18 protein-coding genes are annotated in these 16,052 nt (G+C 39.4%); 1 reads left to right on the forward strand and 17 read right to left on the reverse strand.

What is annotated here, in order from left to right; translation table 11 throughout:
• Positions 1 to 172: 172 nt before the first annotated feature.
• The 16 genes from MHI18_RS05010 to spoIIM form a co-directional block, all read right to left on the reverse strand.
• Positions 173 to 1,648, reverse strand: coding sequence for a spore germination protein (locus MHI18_RS05010; protein WP_340846301.1), 1,476 nt, complete (start codon positions 1,646 to 1,648; stop codon positions 173 to 175).
• Positions 1,611 to 2,210, reverse strand: a complete 600-nt coding sequence (locus tag MHI18_RS05015) for a stage V sporulation protein AE (RefSeq protein WP_340846302.1) — start codon at positions 2,208 to 2,210, stop codon at positions 1,611 to 1,613. The genes MHI18_RS05010 and MHI18_RS05015 overlap by 38 nt, the downstream gene beginning before the upstream one ends.
• A 24-nt stretch (positions 2,211 to 2,234) precedes the next feature.
• Complete coding sequence (locus MHI18_RS05020; protein ID WP_201647716.1) at positions 2,235 to 2,657, reverse strand: stage V sporulation protein AB; 423 nt, start codon at positions 2,655 to 2,657, stop codon at positions 2,235 to 2,237.
• Positions 2,647 to 3,264 (reverse strand): stage V sporulation protein AA, encoded by a 618-nt coding sequence (locus MHI18_RS05025; RefSeq protein WP_340846303.1) that lies wholly within the window; start codon positions 3,262 to 3,264, stop codon positions 2,647 to 2,649. The genes MHI18_RS05020 and MHI18_RS05025 overlap by 11 nt, the downstream gene beginning before the upstream one ends.
• Positions 3,265 to 3,426: 162 nt before the next feature.
• Positions 3,427 to 4,719 carry an NCS2 family permease gene (locus MHI18_RS05030; protein ID WP_340846304.1) on the reverse strand — a complete coding sequence of 431 codons (1,293 nt, stop codon included), beginning with the start codon at positions 4,717 to 4,719 and terminating at the stop codon, positions 3,427 to 3,429.
• Positions 4,720 to 4,975: 256 nt separating this feature from the next.
• Positions 4,976 to 5,734 carry an RNA polymerase sporulation sigma factor SigF gene (gene sigF / locus MHI18_RS05035; protein ID WP_040375297.1) on the reverse strand — a complete coding sequence of 253 codons (759 nt, stop codon included), beginning with the start codon at positions 5,732 to 5,734 and terminating at the stop codon, positions 4,976 to 4,978.
• A 13-nt stretch (positions 5,735 to 5,747) separates the two neighbouring features.
• Positions 5,748 to 6,185 carry an anti-sigma F factor gene (gene spoIIAB / locus MHI18_RS05040; protein ID WP_340846305.1) on the reverse strand — a complete coding sequence of 146 codons (438 nt, stop codon included), beginning with the start codon at positions 6,183 to 6,185 and terminating at the stop codon, positions 5,748 to 5,750.
• A gap of 2 nt (positions 6,186 to 6,187) precedes the next feature.
• Complete coding sequence (spoIIAA, locus tag MHI18_RS05045; RefSeq protein ID WP_040375295.1) at positions 6,188 to 6,538, reverse strand: anti-sigma F factor antagonist; 351 nt, start codon at positions 6,536 to 6,538, stop codon at positions 6,188 to 6,190.
• Positions 6,539 to 6,669: 131 nt separating this feature from the next.
• The gene (locus MHI18_RS05050) at positions 6,670 to 7,830 is read right to left on the reverse strand and encodes a D-alanyl-D-alanine carboxypeptidase family protein (protein WP_340846306.1); all 1,161 of its coding nucleotides are present in this window, start codon (positions 7,828 to 7,830) and stop codon (positions 6,670 to 6,672) included.
• 202 nt (positions 7,831 to 8,032) lie between these two features.
• Entirely contained in the window at positions 8,033 to 9,337 is a 1,305-nt protein-coding gene (locus tag MHI18_RS05055) for a pyrimidine-nucleoside phosphorylase (protein WP_340846307.1), read from the reverse strand.
• A 51-nt stretch (positions 9,338 to 9,388) separates the two neighbouring features.
• On the reverse strand, positions 9,389 to 10,201 hold the full coding sequence (locus MHI18_RS05060; protein WP_340846308.1) for a purine-nucleoside phosphorylase: 813 nt from the start codon (positions 10,199 to 10,201) through the stop codon (positions 9,389 to 9,391).
• A 12-nt stretch (positions 10,202 to 10,213) separates the two neighbouring features.
• Positions 10,214 to 11,401, reverse strand: coding sequence for a phosphopentomutase (gene deoB, locus MHI18_RS05065; RefSeq protein ID WP_340846309.1), 1,188 nt, complete (start codon positions 11,399 to 11,401; stop codon positions 10,214 to 10,216).
• Positions 11,402 to 11,624: 223 nt separating this feature from the next.
• Positions 11,625 to 12,515: a site-specific tyrosine recombinase XerD gene (gene xerD / locus MHI18_RS05070; RefSeq protein WP_340846310.1), complete on the reverse strand. Its 891-nt coding sequence runs from the start codon at positions 12,513 to 12,515 to the stop codon at positions 11,625 to 11,627.
• 5 nt (positions 12,516 to 12,520) lie between these two features.
• Positions 12,521 to 12,748 carry a YqzK family protein gene (locus MHI18_RS05075; RefSeq protein ID WP_040375289.1) on the reverse strand — a complete coding sequence of 76 codons (228 nt, stop codon included), beginning with the start codon at positions 12,746 to 12,748 and terminating at the stop codon, positions 12,521 to 12,523.
• 145 nt (positions 12,749 to 12,893) lie between these two features.
• On the reverse strand, positions 12,894 to 13,364 hold the full coding sequence (gene fur / locus MHI18_RS05080) for a ferric iron uptake transcriptional regulator (RefSeq protein ID WP_340846311.1): 471 nt from the start codon (positions 13,362 to 13,364) through the stop codon (positions 12,894 to 12,896).
• A 104-nt stretch (positions 13,365 to 13,468) separates the two neighbouring features.
• Entirely contained in the window at positions 13,469 to 14,113 is a 645-nt protein-coding gene (spoIIM, locus tag MHI18_RS05085; RefSeq protein WP_340846312.1) for a stage II sporulation protein M, read from the reverse strand.
• Between the two features lie 150 nt (positions 14,114 to 14,263).
• Here spoIIM and MHI18_RS05090 point away from each other — a divergent pair, with 150 nt between their 5' ends.
• Positions 14,264 to 14,830, forward strand: coding sequence for a GNAT family N-acetyltransferase (locus tag MHI18_RS05090; protein ID WP_340846313.1), 567 nt, complete (start codon positions 14,264 to 14,266; stop codon positions 14,828 to 14,830).
• Between the two features lie 49 nt (positions 14,831 to 14,879).
• Here the strand turns inward: MHI18_RS05090 and MHI18_RS05095 are convergent, their stop codons facing one another.
• Positions 14,880 to 16,052: an endonuclease Q family protein gene (locus MHI18_RS05095; protein WP_340846314.1), complete on the reverse strand. Its 1,173-nt coding sequence runs from the start codon at positions 16,050 to 16,052 to the stop codon at positions 14,880 to 14,882.

Raw genomic sequence — 16,052 nt, forward strand, 5'->3', positions numbered from 1 at the left:
CTTGAAAAAGGTATCTAAATAAATGAGGCAGACTAGAAAGAGTCCGCTCCTTTTGTAAAGGGAATCTTTTTACCCCTTCCATCAACCTCATATTGTGTAATTTAGCCTTTTAACGCTTTATTTGAATAAATTTAAAATTACCACAACTTTTCGACAACATCAATACAAAATCCTACTTCGTCTGCCGATACTTATTCTGCGGATGGACCACACTTGGTCTAATTCTTGAACCAGGTAGTGTCCTTCTTATTAAGATATGCGACAAGGCCTTAGGACGAAATGGGATAAATGGCCAAAGATATGGTGTATTCAATGATTTTATACTTGCCAGCATAATTAAAAACAAGGTCATTCCTCCAACTAAGCCAGGCAAATGGAAGATTGCGACCAGTAAAAGAATCACTAAACGGGCAATTTTATTTGCTACACCAAGCTCTAAACTCGGGGTTACAAAGGTTCCTATTGTGGCGACTGATACATACAGAATAACCTCTGGTACAAATAATCCGACATCTATCGCAATTTGACCAATTAATACGGCAGCAATTAACCCCATTGCAGTCGACAGAGGGGTAGGTGTATGAATGGCGGCCATTCTGAGAAATTCGATTCCGATTTCAGCGATGAACAGTTGAACAATGATTGGGATATTCGTGTGTTCACTAGGCCCGATAAACGCAAGTTTTTCAGGAAGCAGTGAAGGTTCTACAACAAACAAAAACCAGATAGGCAATAGAAAAAGAGATGCGATAATCCCTAAAAATCTAACCCATCTAACCATCGTACCTACAGCAGGAGACTGCCGATATTCCTCTGCATGCTGCATGTGATGAAAGATGGTCGTAGGAGTAATGATAACGCTTGGCGAGGTATCAACGATAATAATGACATGGCCCTCTAAAAGATGTGCTGCTGCGACATCGGGTCGTTCTGTATAGCGCACAAGTGGATAAGGGTTATATCCTTGTTTAACAATAAATTCTTCAATCGTTTTATCAGCCATCGGCAGTCCGTCCATATCAATGGCTTCTAATTCTTTACGGATGACGTCAATTAAATCTGGATCAGCAATATCTTTAATATACCCAATAGAGATATCCGTTTTTGAACGTTCCCCTACCTTCAGCATTTCAAAACGCAGATTCTCATCACGAATTCTGCGTCTCGTTAACGCGGTATTCAGAATGATATTTTCTACGTACCCATCGCGTGATCCCCGGACGACTTTTTCTGTATCCGGCTCTTCCGGACTTCTCCCTGGATAACTTCTCACATCCACGACTAAGGCAATCGGTGTACCATCAACGATAACAGCGATTAGACCAGACAAGACCTGATCAACCATTTCATCTAGTGTTTCAACTCGGCTGACCGATTGGTTCACCAATCTATTTTCTATAATCTCAAAAACTTTCGCCTTATTCGTTTCTTTATCATTAATTGTAACAAGCTGACTAAGAATATCCGTAATGAAACTCGTTTCACAAAGCCCATTGACATAATACATTTGAATATCCGTTTTTAAGATAACAAACTTGCGGACACCCAGGTCAAAGCTGGTTCCCAGTCCGACATTTTTTTTGAAATAAGCTTCTACTTGATCTGCGTCCTTATAAATCTTCGTCTTGTTCTCGTTTTCCGAACTCACGATACCCGCTCCTTTCTAAAATAAGTTCCACCGCTAACCTGGTAATGGGTGCTCCTTTACGATAATCGTCCCTGCTTGCCATTTTCCCAATGTCTCCGATTCCAACAACCAACGGTGCATGTAAGTCATCAATACAGTACACTGTGTCTCCCGTAATTCTTCCAAGTTCAAATTCAGCTGTGCCATTTTTATCGACGCCTTGAGGAGTTAAATTCCCTTCTCGATCAATACTTACATCCACTCTTGTCCACTCTGCGTGTCTAGTCCTTGATGCAACAGCGATAATCCCAAGAACTTCAATTCCTTCATCAAGAGCCACATAGCGCATCGCTGTTTCACCTGCTCCTTCACCGACAATTCCACTATCATCAAACATAACTAAAACAGGATCATAGGGCGTCTTCTTGATCATTCTGACTAATTCGGCACCCGAATGAACCGATGGATTTCCATATGACATTGAAATACATCGACCGCCAATCTCCTTCGCCACAAGCTCTACCACTCGCTTTGCATATTCATCACCATCTGTAATTAAGATTACTTTTCTTTTTGCATCCATCAACTTGTTCCTTTCAGCACTTTGTTATAAATCGACAAAATAGAGCCATTGAAACAATGAACCGGCCACTTTTCCTAGTACAAGGGCCATCACCAAATGAATCACTTTATCCTGAAGCCCAATGCGTTTTGAAAGAATCGGAAAAACATTAATAACCTCCGTAAGCGCAGCTGCCAGCATTCCATTAAAAATCCCATCCGCCAGTCCGATTGGCAGCAGGATATACGCATGTATGTAAAACGATACACCTTGTAATTCGTTCCATCCAAAGAACACGATCCCTAAAACGATGGCCGCTTCATAGGCCGGAAGCCTCTTTTCTGTTTTGGTGAGCTGAGCAAGCCTTGGGAGAACTCCTAGCACAGTTAGGAAGGCTACAAACCCAGCACCCACGGACAGACCACCAGCAAGTCCGACAAACATACAGAAGAGAATACTACCTGTCATCAAGATGCCTAATACTTTCCTTATTTTCATGCATAATTACGTATTGATCGAGGTCTTGCTGGTAGTTGAAAATTTCAACCTCAAGCGGACTTGGTTCTTCATTAAACCTTTTTTTAAAGAATTGATTAAAGAAGAGAATCATTCCAAGTCCTAAGCCAAAACTATAGGGAATTTGGATAAGCAGAGGCTTCGTATCCTCCCTTCCTGTAATCATCTTGAATAATTTTTGATGTACTTCTTGCATACTGACATCCACATGAAAGTTCATAATAGTGATGCCTGCCCCTATAAATAAAAGAAACCAAACGGCTAGAAAAGATAGAATGGAGAATCTTCTTTTCTCATAAATAACTTCAATAATCGTTTGTGCTGGTCCAAGGGTTTGCACTTCAATGGTTGGATCCACATTACGGATACATTGAATCATATGGATAAGATCGATAATGATGATATTGTTATCCGCTCTCGATACCTTTAACAGTTTCGTTTGTTCTAAGGTCTTAACAATATCGTCCGGACCTATAATTCGGGCAACATCTTTTACGAATAATTCTTGCTCTTGACGAACATGTACCCTGTTTCTCATACGAACATAGACTAGTTCCATACATTTCACACTCCGCCCATTGATTTCCGTATAAAACTAGTATGGATTGCGAAGACAAGGAACATACAAGGCACTTTACAAAGTGTAAAAATTCCCATAAAAAAAAGCTGTCCCTGCAGGTCATGTAAAACATGATCTGCAGGGACAGCCGATTCTATATACTTAAGTCGTTGGGAAAAAAATCATTTGAAGAAGGAAGATTACACCGAATACTAAAATTAATGGATGAACTTCTTTCCATTTTCCACTGACAATTTTCAATAAGGGATAGGTAATGAACCCAATTGCAATCCCTGTGGAGATACTAGAAGTCAACGGCATCACCAGGATAATCGCAAAAGCAGGAAATGCTTCATCAAGTTTCATCCAATCAATCTTAGATAGACCAACCATCATGAAACTGCCGACAATAATTAACACTGGAGCTGTAATTGACGGCAATCCCGAAATTGCGCTGATCAGCGGAGAGAAAAAGGCGGTTATTGCAAAGAGAATAGCAATGACAATAGCCGTTAATCCAGTTCGTCCTCCCGCCGTAACACCAGCGGTTGATTCCACATAAGCTGTGGAAGGACTTGTTCCAAACAGCGAACCGACAGTCGTTGCTACCGCATCGCCAAGGAAAGCGGTTTTAGCGTTTGGAAGTTTCCCATCTTTCATTAAACCAGCTTGTTCCGTTACACCAATCATCGTACCCGTTGTATCAAAAATAGTGACAAGTAAAAAGGCAAATACAACCGCATATAAACTGTTTGAGAATACACCAGAAATATCAATGTCTAAGAAGACTGGTGCTGGTGGTGTTGACACGACATCAGTAAACTGAAGCATGTTGAAGAAATAACCAATAACTGCCGTAACCAGCATTCCAAGGAACAATGCCCCTTTAACATTCCTTGCCATCAAGATAAGAGTAATAAATAAGCCAACAATCGATAAAACCGCTATAGGCGAACTTAGGTCACCTAAGGAAACAAACGTTTCCTTATTTGGAACAATAATTTGACTATTTCTTAACCCCATAAACGCAATAAATAGCCCAATACCAGACGTAATACCATATTTAAGCGAATTAGGGATCGCTAAAATAATCATTTCACGAAGCTTTGTAACACTTAATAATAAAAATAGAAGACCTGCAATAAAGACGGTACCTAATACAATTTGATAAGAAAGTCCTTGTGTACCGACAACACTTGCAAAGTATGCATTTAACCCCATACCCGGTGCTACAGCAATTGGGTACTTAGCGAAAATACCCATGATTAAGGTACCTATGACAGCGGATATAATCGTTGCCATAAACACCTGATCAAAAGGTATTCCGGCAGATTTAAGGATAGCGGGATTCACAATTATAATATAAACCATTGTAAAAAAAGTTGTAAACCCTGCAATTAACTCGGTTCGGATAGTCGTTCCATGTTCTTTCAGGGAAAAATATTTCTCAAGCATCTTAATACCTCCACATTTTCAAAAAAGCGAATAAAATCAACAGCATTTCTTATAATATTCGTTTTTCCATGTTATTTCAACTAAAATCTATCATATTTTTATATTTTTTTAACAAAAGAGGCCATTTTGACTGCGAAGCCGCTTTCATTCTTCATTAGTATTGCTTAGACAGCAAAAGTAATGCTTGTTACGTGATTTTTCAGAAATATTTTTAAGTTCAATCATTGACATATGTACACAAAAAAGAACACATGAATCATCGATTCATGTGTTCTTTCATTTGCTGTAAGATTTTTTTTTCAAGCCGTGAAACTTGAACCTGTGAAATACCGAGCCGACCGGCAACCTCAGATTGGGTTTGATCTTTATAGTAGCGTAAATAAACGATTAGCCTTTCCCGTTCATCTAACTCCTCTATGGCTTCTTTTAAGGTGATTTTATCAAACCATTTTGTATCATTATTGTCGGCCATTTGATCCAGCAAGGTAATGGGATCACCGTCATTTTCATAAACGGTTTCATGGATGGATGAAGGTGTCCTGCTCGCTTCTTGAGCAAGAATCACTTCTTCAGGAGTCAACTCTAGAAATTCGGCAAGTTCGTTAACAGTTGGTACTCTTCCAAAATTTTTGGAAAGCTCTTCTTTAGCACGGCGAATTTTATTGGCCATTTCTTTTAATGACCGGCTCACCTTTACTGTTCCGTCGTCACGGATAAAACGTTGAATTTCGCCAATAATCATAGGAACTGCATAAGTTGAAAACTTGACCTCGAATGATAAATCGAACTTATCGACGGATTTCAGAAGTCCAATACAGCCAATCTGATATAAATCATCAGGCTCATATCCTCTATTAAGGAAACGTTGAACAACAGACCATACCAGTCTCAAATTACTTTGGACAATCAGGTCCCTCGCAGCCTGATCACCGCTCTGACTGCTCTGAATTAACCGCCGTAATTCATCATCCTTCAAATGGGTTTGTTTCTTCTTATTTTTAACCTCCACATCCATATGCAAATCTCCCTTAATTGCACACTTTACTTTTGGTTAAGTGCTTTTTTAAACGAATGATTGTTCCTTCGCCTTTATGGGAAATGACATGCATCTCGTCCATGAAATTTTCCATGATTGTGAAGCCCATACCGGAGCGTTCAAGCTCAGGCTTTGTTGTATAAAGCGGCTGTGTGGCTTCTCCGACATCATCTATACCGAGACCCTCATCTCGGAAAATTATTTCAACTACATCGCCTTCAATCATGACTGAGATATAGACCATACCGTTCGGATCATTTTCATAACCGTGAATAATTGAATTTGTTACGGCTTCAGACACAACTGTCTGAATCTCAGTCAGTTCATCCAAGGCAGGATCCAGCTGAGCAATGAACGCGGCTACTGTCACTCTGGCAAAGGACTCGTTTTGGCTTAATGCGGTAAATTTAATTTCCATGTTATTTTTCATGGTTAGGCAACCCCCAATCTTTGTAAAGCGTTTTCCTCAGAAAGTTCCAGCTTAATAATCTTAAACAACCCGGACATCTCAAATAGTCGCTTTATCGTTGGGGAAATTGCACACACAACCATTTCACCCTTCTTTTCCTTAATTTGCTTATAGCGTCCTAGAATGACTCCTAGTCCTGAACTATCCATAAAGGAAAGCCCCCCGAGGTTTAAAATAATATGCTGAATGTTATGCTTTATAATCGCGGATTCAGCCTGTTTTCTTAATTTTTCTGCCGTATGATGATCTAATTCTCCCTTTAAGCGTATGCATAGGACTCGATCCTTTGCTTCCATATCAATGATAAGACTCACAATATACAGCCTCCTTATCTGTCGTTATAGAAGTCAAATTCTCCTTTTGTCCAATAGAATCCTTCTCTCTGGCAAAACTAGTGTCCTTTCGCTGAAAAAAGTTTATATACGCATTCTTTTGACAAATTATGCTAATTGGTTTGTGTGAACATTCCAAAAACCCGTTTATACAGCTCCCACCAGCTTGCTTTTTCAATCTTTTCCTTTGCTACGATTGGGGATTCAACGACCAGCTTCCCATCTTTGATAATTTTCAGCTTACCAATTTCTTCTCCTTTAGCAATTGGTGCCTTTATCTGTTTGTCCATTTCGATACTTCTCGTAAAATCCTTTGCTAATCCGCCTTTTTTAGTCAATACAGAGATGGGTTCACTTGTAACGCCTGTGACAGTCTTTTTACTGCCTTTACTTACTGGTGCTTTTTTTAGTATTACGCCTCTTTCATAGAGGGGATGGGTCATATATTGCGAGAAGGCGTAATCGAGCATTTTTGTCACCTGTGCATTACGAGTCTTTGGATTCGGCGCACCAAACACAACGGCAATCACGCGCATATTCCCTTTTTTCGCTGTAGCCGTCAAGCAATATTTTGCTTCATTTGTATAGCCTGTTTTTAATCCATCAACACCTGGATAAAATTTCACCAATCGGTTGGTGTTTACAAGCCAGAACTTTTTGTCGGTATCTTCACGCAGGTAGGATTCATAAACTCCTGTAAAGTTTGTAATCTTTTCATATTTAAGTAATTCCTTTGCCATAATCGACATATCATGTGCTGTGCTGTAGTGATCCTCTACAGGTAAGCCAGTAGGGTTTTGAAATTTTGTGTTTTTCAATCCCAACTGTTTAACCTTTTCATTCATTTTTTTAACGAAGCCTTCTTCTGAACCACCTAGTCTTTCAGCCATTGCCATTGATGCGTCATTCGCAGATCCAATTGAGATTCCCTGAAGCATCTGCTCCGTTGTCATTTCCTCTCCTGGTTCTAGAAAAATTTGTGATCCACCCATTGAGGCAGCATAATCACTTGTTCGAATTTTCTCATCAAACTTTAAATCTCCTTTATCAATGGCCTCCATGATCAACAGCATCGTCATAATCTTAGTCATACTTGCCGGAGGGAGTTTTTCTTGTGAGTTCTTTTCATATAAAACAGTCCCGGTATCTCTTTCTATTAATATCGCCGATTTTGCACTATCAGCCAATTCAACGCCTTTTTCTTCAGCTGCCTTAACAGGTGATACCACGCTAAAGCTCATTACAATGATGCACAGAGAAAGAATACGCTTCATCTCTAAACCTCCATTCGTTATAGAAACATCATTTCCAATAAACCCATTTTTATACAATAAAAACCGGAATATTGCATTCCTGTTTCAAGCCTTAGTTCTAAGTTTAGAGATAAAACATCTATGTAGTTTTAAGCAAAAAAAAAAGCCAATTTCCAGAGATAGAATGAAACATTCTATCTTAGGAAATTGGCTATACATAATCTCATTCAGTAATTGATTGATGAATCAATACAGGTTTTTCAACTTTCTCATTTGAAAGGATAATGTTTTCATATAATTTCTCTTTTACTGCCGACACATCTTCAAAGTTACTGTAAATCGTTACAAGTGAATCACCTTTTTTAACTTGATCACCAATTTTTTTACGTAACATCAAACCTGCTGCCAAGTCTATAACTGAATCTTTCGTAGCGCGTCCTGCACCAAGAATCATTGCAGCTGTACCTACTTCATCAGCAACGATTTCAGAAACATATCCATCTTCCTTCGCTTCCAGCTCAAACGTATATTTTGCTTGTGGAAGTTCTTCCGGACGGTCTACCACAGATGCATCGCCGCCTTGTGCTGCAAGGAAGACTTTGAATGATTCAAGTGCACTTCCATCTGCAATAGCTTTTTCAAGCATAGCACGTGCTTCTTCTAATGAATCCGCTTTTTTAGCCAGATAAACCATGTTGCTGCCAAGCGTTAGTGATAGTTCAGTTAAATCTTCTGGACCTTCACCTTTTAAAGTATCAATCGCTTCTTTCACTTCTAGCGCGTTTCCGATAGCATATCCAAGCGGTTGGCTCATATCAGAGATAATTGCCATAGTTTGACGACCGACATTGTTACCAATGCTCACCATCGCTTTTGCTAGTGCTACTGAATCATCAATCGTTTTCATAAATGCTCCTGCACCTGTTTTAACATCAAGAACAATTGCATCTGCACCTGCAGCAATTTTCTTACTCATGATTGAGCTTGAAATTAAAGCGATACTATCAACTGTCGCAGTAACATCGCGTAATGCATAAAGTTTCTTATCTGCAGGCGTTAAGTTACCACTTTGGCCAATTACAGCTAGTTTATTTTTGTTTACTAAACGAATGAATTCATCATTTTCAATTTCAACATGGAAACCTTCAACTGATTCAAGTTTATCAATTGTACCACCTGTATGCCCAAGTCCACGGCCAGACATTTTAGCTACCGGTACACCAACTGCTGCTACCAACGGTCCAAGTACTAACGTTGTTGTATCACCAACTCCGCCTGTACTATGTTTATCTACCTTAATACCTTCAATTGCAGTTAAATCGATAGTATCTCCAGAATTAACCATCGCCATTGTAAGGTCTGCACGCTCTTGTTCGTTCATTCCTTTAAAATAAATAGCCATGGAAAGAGCACTCATTTGATAATCTGGAATTGTACCTTCAGTGAAACCATCAATAATGAACTGAATTTCTTCTTTAGTTAATACATATCCATCACGTTTTTTTGCAATTAAGTCTACCATTCTCATTAGTAAGCCACCACTTTTTCTTTAAATTTGTATGTCTGATTTTGAAAGGACTTAAATCTTTTCTACAATTTGTTTAATAAAGCTCTTGAAACTAACTTTTACTAGTTCAGTCGTTTCAATCACCTCTTCATGTGACAACGGTTGATCAAGGATTCCTGCAGCCATATTTGTGATACAGGAAATTCCTAATACTTCCATACCACAATGCCCGGCTACAATTACTTCAGGAACAGTGGACATTCCCACTGCATCTCCGCCAATTGCACGTGCAAAGCGGATTTCAGCAGGGGTTTCATAAGTTGGCCCCGTGTTACCAACATACACGCCTTCTTTTAACTTTAGTTCAAGATCAGCGGCTACTTCTTTCGCTTTCATACGCAGTGATTTACTGTAGGCCTCTGACATATCCGGGAATCGTGGTCCAAATCGTTCATCATTGGCTCCGATTAGCGGATTCGTTCCCATATTATTAATATGATCTGTAATAATCATTAAATCTCCCGGCTTAAATGCTTCATTTACACCACCGGCAGCATTCGTAACGACTAATTTTTCCACACCGAGCAGCTTCATAACCCGGACTGGGAAGGTAACCATGTCCATATTGTAGCCTTCATAGAAATGAAAACGACCCTGCATTGCTACAACTTTTTTCCCGCTTAGCTCACCAATAATTAGTTTACCGGCATGTCCTGAAACAGTTGAAACCGGAAACTCAGGAATCTCTTCATAAGCTAGAACAACTGGGTTTTCGATATCGTCTGCTAAAACACCGAGTCCCGACCCTAAAATCAGGCCAATTTCAGGCGTTCCATTGATTTTGCTCCGTATAAAGGATGCAGCTTTTTCAAGGTTTTCATACATAGCAACCACTCCTTATTTAAGATCAGTTAAGATATTCTTACCGTATACAGGCATCTTCACATTGAAGTTAGCTGCAACCGTTGCACCGATATCTGCAAAGGTATCTCTAATCGGCAATTCTTGTCCTTGCTCAAAACGTTTTGAGTACATAAGTAACGGAACGTATTCTCTTGTATGATCTGTTCCTGCATGGGTTGGATCGTTCCCATGATCGGCAGTAATGATGACTAAGTCATCTTCGGTTACTTTTTCCATCACTTCGGCCATTCTCTCATCGAATTCTTCTAGTGCTTTACCATAACCTTCTGGATCGCGACGATGTCCAAATAAGGCATCGAAATCAACTAAATTCAAGAAGCTTAAGCCAGTGAAGTCCTGATCGATGGTCTGTAACAATTTGTCCATACCATCCATATTAGAGACTGTTCTCAACGATTCAGTTACACCTTCACCATCAAAAATATCAGAAATCTTCCCAATCGCTAATACGTCAAATCCACTGTCTTTCAGCTCGTCCATAACCGTACGATTGAATGGTTTCAAGGCGTAGTCATGACGATTTGATGTCCGTTTGAAGTTACCCGGTTCACCAAGGAATGGTCTAGCAATAACCCGTCCCACTTTGAATTGATCCTGCATGGTAAGTTCTCGAGCTATTTCACAAATTTTATATAGTTCCTCTAATGGGACTACTTCCTCGTGCGCAGCAATCTGTAATACAGAGTCAGCCGACGTATAGACAATCAGTGCTCCCGTTTTCAGATGTTCAGCACCCATTTCATCAAGAATTTCTGTACCACTTGCAGGTTTATTTCCAATAACCGGGCGACCTGTTTTTGCTTCAAGCTCGTGAATCAATAATTCTGGAAAGCCATCAGGAAATACTTGAAACGGCGTGCTGATATTAAGACCCATAATTTCCCAATGACCAGTCATCGTATCTTTTCCATTAGAGGCTTCCTTCATTTTGGTAAAGTAAGCTTGCGGAGCAGCCGCTTTTTCGATCCCTTTGATTTGACGGATATTACTTAAGCCAAGCTTGCCTAAATTCGGCATCTTCAACCCATTCATTCTCTCCGCAATATGACCTAATGTATCAGAACCTTTATCTCCAAATTCTTCAGCATCTGGAGCTTCGCCAATTCCTACTGAATCCATTACGATTACAAATATCCGTTTAAACGCTTTGTCTTCTCTCATTATTAATTGACCTCCTAATAAAATAAAACAACTTATAGAATTCATATTCCCCTTAAGACAGGTGAATTAACCTTAAAAAACTTTCAACCGATTTTTGATGTCGGAAGTCTGACATCTCCATTGTAAACGGTTTCGATTGGTTCTTCAATGATTATCTCCTATCCATTAAAAGAAATAGAAAAAACATTTTATTTCTTTCTATTCCTTCTAAACTATCATCCTATCAGGCACGAGGATGAAACTTCTTGTACACATCCTTTAACCGAACATTGGATACATGGGTATAAATTTGTGTGGTTGAGATATCAGCATGACCTAACATTTCCTGTACGGCGCGTAAATCCGCTCCATTGGTTAACAAATGAGTAGCAAAAGAATGACGCAAGGTATGCGGAGTCAACTCTTTCTCTATACGAGCATCCTTAGAAAGTTTTTTAAGTATTTTCCAGAATCCTTGTCTCGTTAACCGATTTCCATGATGATTTAAGAAAAGCGAATCTGTTTTATGCACACTTTGTAACTTAACTCGTCCATTAAGTAAATATTCCTCAATTGCTTCGAGTGCTGTATGCCCAATTGGAATAATCCGTTCTTTATTTCCCTTACCTATACAACGGACAAATCCCATTGTCGCATGAATATCACTCATATCTAAATTGATTAATTCACTCACACGCATGCCTGTGGCATAAAGGAGTTCAAGCATAGCTTTATCCCTATATCCATACTCATTCGTAAGTTTCGGAGCTTCGAGCAAGGCTTCCACTTCTTCCATACTAAGAACTTTTGGAAGGCTTCTTTCCTGTTTAGGTGATTCTATATGTATGGTAGGATCTTGGTCAGTAATCTTTTCACGGATAAGAAACTGATGAAAAGACCGCAATGAAGCAATGTGACGAGCCAGTGTCTTTGGTGATTTTCCCTGATCCTTTAATCTTGCTAGGAATTGAATGATTGAGGCCCGACGGACTTCATTCCAGGTATTCAGCTGTTCAACATTCTTCATATAAGCAAAATATGATTTTAAATCCCGCTCATATGAGATGAGCGTGTTTTTTGCCAAGCCCTTCTCGACTGTTAGAAAGTGGATAAAATCTCTTATATGATCTATCATTTACATTACTCCCCGTCTAAATAAAGCAACATCAATCTGCTCAGCCAGGTTTCTTCTTCAGAATCCCCAGCCTTCATCACTTTTATTGCTGCACCTTTAGGTTCGCTATAACGCTGGTACCCTTCATATTCCTGATTTAACCATACCATTCCTAAATAAAAAAGAACAGTAAAGCACACAAAAAGTAACAAAACCTTCATAATTTGAAAAAATAAATTAACCGAGGTTTTCATCCCTACATCCCCTTATAAACCCTTTTCTACAATCTATGCCCGATTGGTCCAAGTTTATACATGAAGAAAAAGGAACCTCTCTCTTATAAGCTTAAAGAACGTTAAAAAACAAAAAACCTTCTCCACGTGGAAAAGGTCAAGTGTATTATTCAGTATCCGATTCTGATTCAATATCCGGTTTATCGTGACATCTATGGCAAATGCCATGAAAGGTCAATCTATGATCTTTTATCTTGAAGTTCCAATCACGTTCAACTATCGCTTCGACATCTTCAAGTAAATCGTCTTGAATTTCATCCACAGCTCCACACTCAACACAAACAAGATGGTGGTGAAAATGAGCTGCTCCTTCTTGTCTTAAATCATAACGGGATACTCCATCACCAAAGTTAATTTTATCAACAATTTTCAATTCAGTTAACAGTTCTAAAGTCCGGTATACAGTTGCTAAACCAATCTCCGGCGACTTTTCTTTGACCAAGAGGTAAACGTCTTCAGCGCTTAAATGATCCTCTTCGTGTTCAAGTAAGACGCGGACGGTCGCTTCTCGCTGGGGTGTTAGTTTATAACTGGACGAGTGCAACTGCTTTTTAATTCTCTCAATTCTATTTTCCATTGTATTTCCCTCCCGCGCCGCTATCCTTACCATTATATCAAAAGAGGGAAAAGTGTCAAAATACAATTAGAGTTCAGCGATTTTTTTTACACCACCCACTTCTCTTATTTACTTAGAAGACTAACAACACTTTTCATAAGTGGAGGTGACAGATAAGCTTCAATCGCTCCAGCTGCAACCAAAAATAAAACAGCAGTAATAAAAGAATACATGTACCGGTAAACAAACGGCTTTAGTGGTTCCCTAGACTGCTTCAAAAAAATTCGGCGGGTCATTTTTATTGATAAGGAAACCGCCATTGCAGCAATAACGATAAAGACAGGAACAATGAAAATGTTTTGAGGAAGAATCGAAACGAATGATAACAAAAATCCGCTCCATCCCATTTGATTCACTAAGAATCCCACCGTAAACCCGACCACTACACCTTTTAAGAATAAAAGAATGAGGATAACCGGCAGCCCAATGACTGAAATACCTAGAATCCAGATTAAAGCAATATACTTTATATTATGAGCCGCACTCTGTACGAACATATCTTGGCTGCTGGCCATATTGTTTTCCGAAACTTGTCCGAAAAATTGAGATAAATAATAAAACAAATCTTCTTTTTGAGTAAAACTAAGACTATTCACTAGAATTGCCCCAAAGATTACCCCCATTAAAAAGAGGACGGTAATGAACAGATAAAGTGAGGAATGATCAGTTACATGTTTTACGGCGAATTTGGCTGCAGTTTTTTTCTTCATTTATCTTCCTCCCATTGATTGCTTACTAAATAGTATGTAAATTCCTTTTCTTTATGACAGTGAACTTTTCTACATACGATTTTCTGTTCAACCCTTTCAATCTATATGGTATAATTTTCATACTATTTAGTTAAAAGAGAGGGAATATAAATGAATGCCATTTTAAAAGAATTTCCAGAAGTAATTGAATCGGATCGAATCTATCTTCGTCCATGCCGGCGTGAAGACAGCTTCGCCGTCCATGCAGCAATCCACGCATCACAGCAGGAATTAAAGCAATGGCTTGCATTTGCCAAAACCCTAGCGACCATTGAAGAAACTGCCGAGAATCTTATTCAGTCACAAGCGGATTTTATCCTGCGCAAAGATTTGCGCTTCCTTATCTTTCGCAAAGAAGATGATGTGTTTATCGGATCAACCGGTCTTCACCGCATCAATTGGGACATCCCTAAATTTGAAATAGGCTACTGGATTGACACCCAATATAGTAAGCAGGGCTATATCACAGAATCTACAAAGGCACTGACCAATTTTGCTTTTGAACAGTTAGGCGCCAAACGAATTGAAATCCGCTGCGATTCAAAAAACACAGAAAGTCGTCGGATCCCCGAGAAATTAGGTTTTTCCCTTGAAGGTATCCTCCGCTCTGACAGTCTAGCTGTAGATGGATCCGTTCGTGATACATGTATTTTTGCAAAAACAACCGCAGGCAGTTAAATCACTCCAAAAAGGCTGTCGAGTATGTCGACAGCCAAGCATTGGTACTTTATGTTGATTTAATTTTTCCATATTTACCGCCGCCCCCGGCTGTAAAGGTCAAAAGGCCTTTTCTGGCGAGATCAATAAAAACGGCTGTTTTTTCTGGAACGACTTGCTGTAACTCATTTAGCGTTACTTTATGAAGAATATTCATTTCCGTACCAAATACTGCAAGCAGTCGTTCGAACGTTTTTGGACCAAGTCCTGGAATAAAATCGAGTGGGACTTGATGCACATAAGTTGGGCGATTCCGATGTGATTTTTCCAATGATAAACCCGCGATTTCTTTTATTCGATTCGCCACACCATTAATAATGCTCTTACTTCCACAGGACGAACACGGTGAACCCACAGCTCCCGGCTGCAAGCATTTACTGCAGACCGTTTGATGGTATTTTCCCAGTTCAGGATTTAACCCGTAATTAACCGCAATTTTCCGTCCCTCTATTTCCTTTAAGGCCTTTTCTAATTCAAAAAAGCTTGGCTGCTTCAACTCCATCTTTTGATATTCTCTGGCAATTTTCGCTAGTGAATGTGCGTCAGAATTCGTTAGAAAAACATAGGGATCCAACTCAATAATTTCCCGGGCCATAGTCGTATCAGAACTTAATCCTAATTCAATCCCATCAATTAGGTTCGGATTAAACACTTCAGTAAGGCTGAATTCGACACCTTTCCCATATAAACTTTTAAATGGGGTAAATACATGTGCTGGAATGAAAAGCCCGCCCAGCTCTTTTGTTTTTTCCTGCAGCGTGATGCCCTCACAATAAATCCTCTGTGAACTCAAATGAATATTTTTCATATAGTTGCTCATCCAAACGGATAATTCCTTCATTGCGTCTAATGTAGGCATATAAACAAGAACATGAATTGGACCTTGGCAGTACTGGTCATAGATTTCTATCTCTGAACCAAGAATCAATACCGTTTGTCCAAATTTTAAACCGCCCTCTTCAAGCTCTACCATCTCTTCTTTATCAATGAGCAGCTCTAGTTCTTCGATGACTTCAGGAGAATGGCAGTCAATAATCCCTACCATATCGAGACCCTTCCGCTCACTAGCCGTTTTTAAAACATTACGGAGTGTCAGTGAACGAGCTCCTGTAATTTTCACCGCTCTTCCCCGATGTGTCCTGCCAATATGAATATGAAGATCGACGTAATAGTCCTTCAGCAT

This window comes from Peribacillus sp. FSL H8-0477 (assembly GCF_038002765.1).
Classification (GTDB): domain Bacteria; phylum Bacillota; class Bacilli; order Bacillales; family DSM-1321; genus Peribacillus.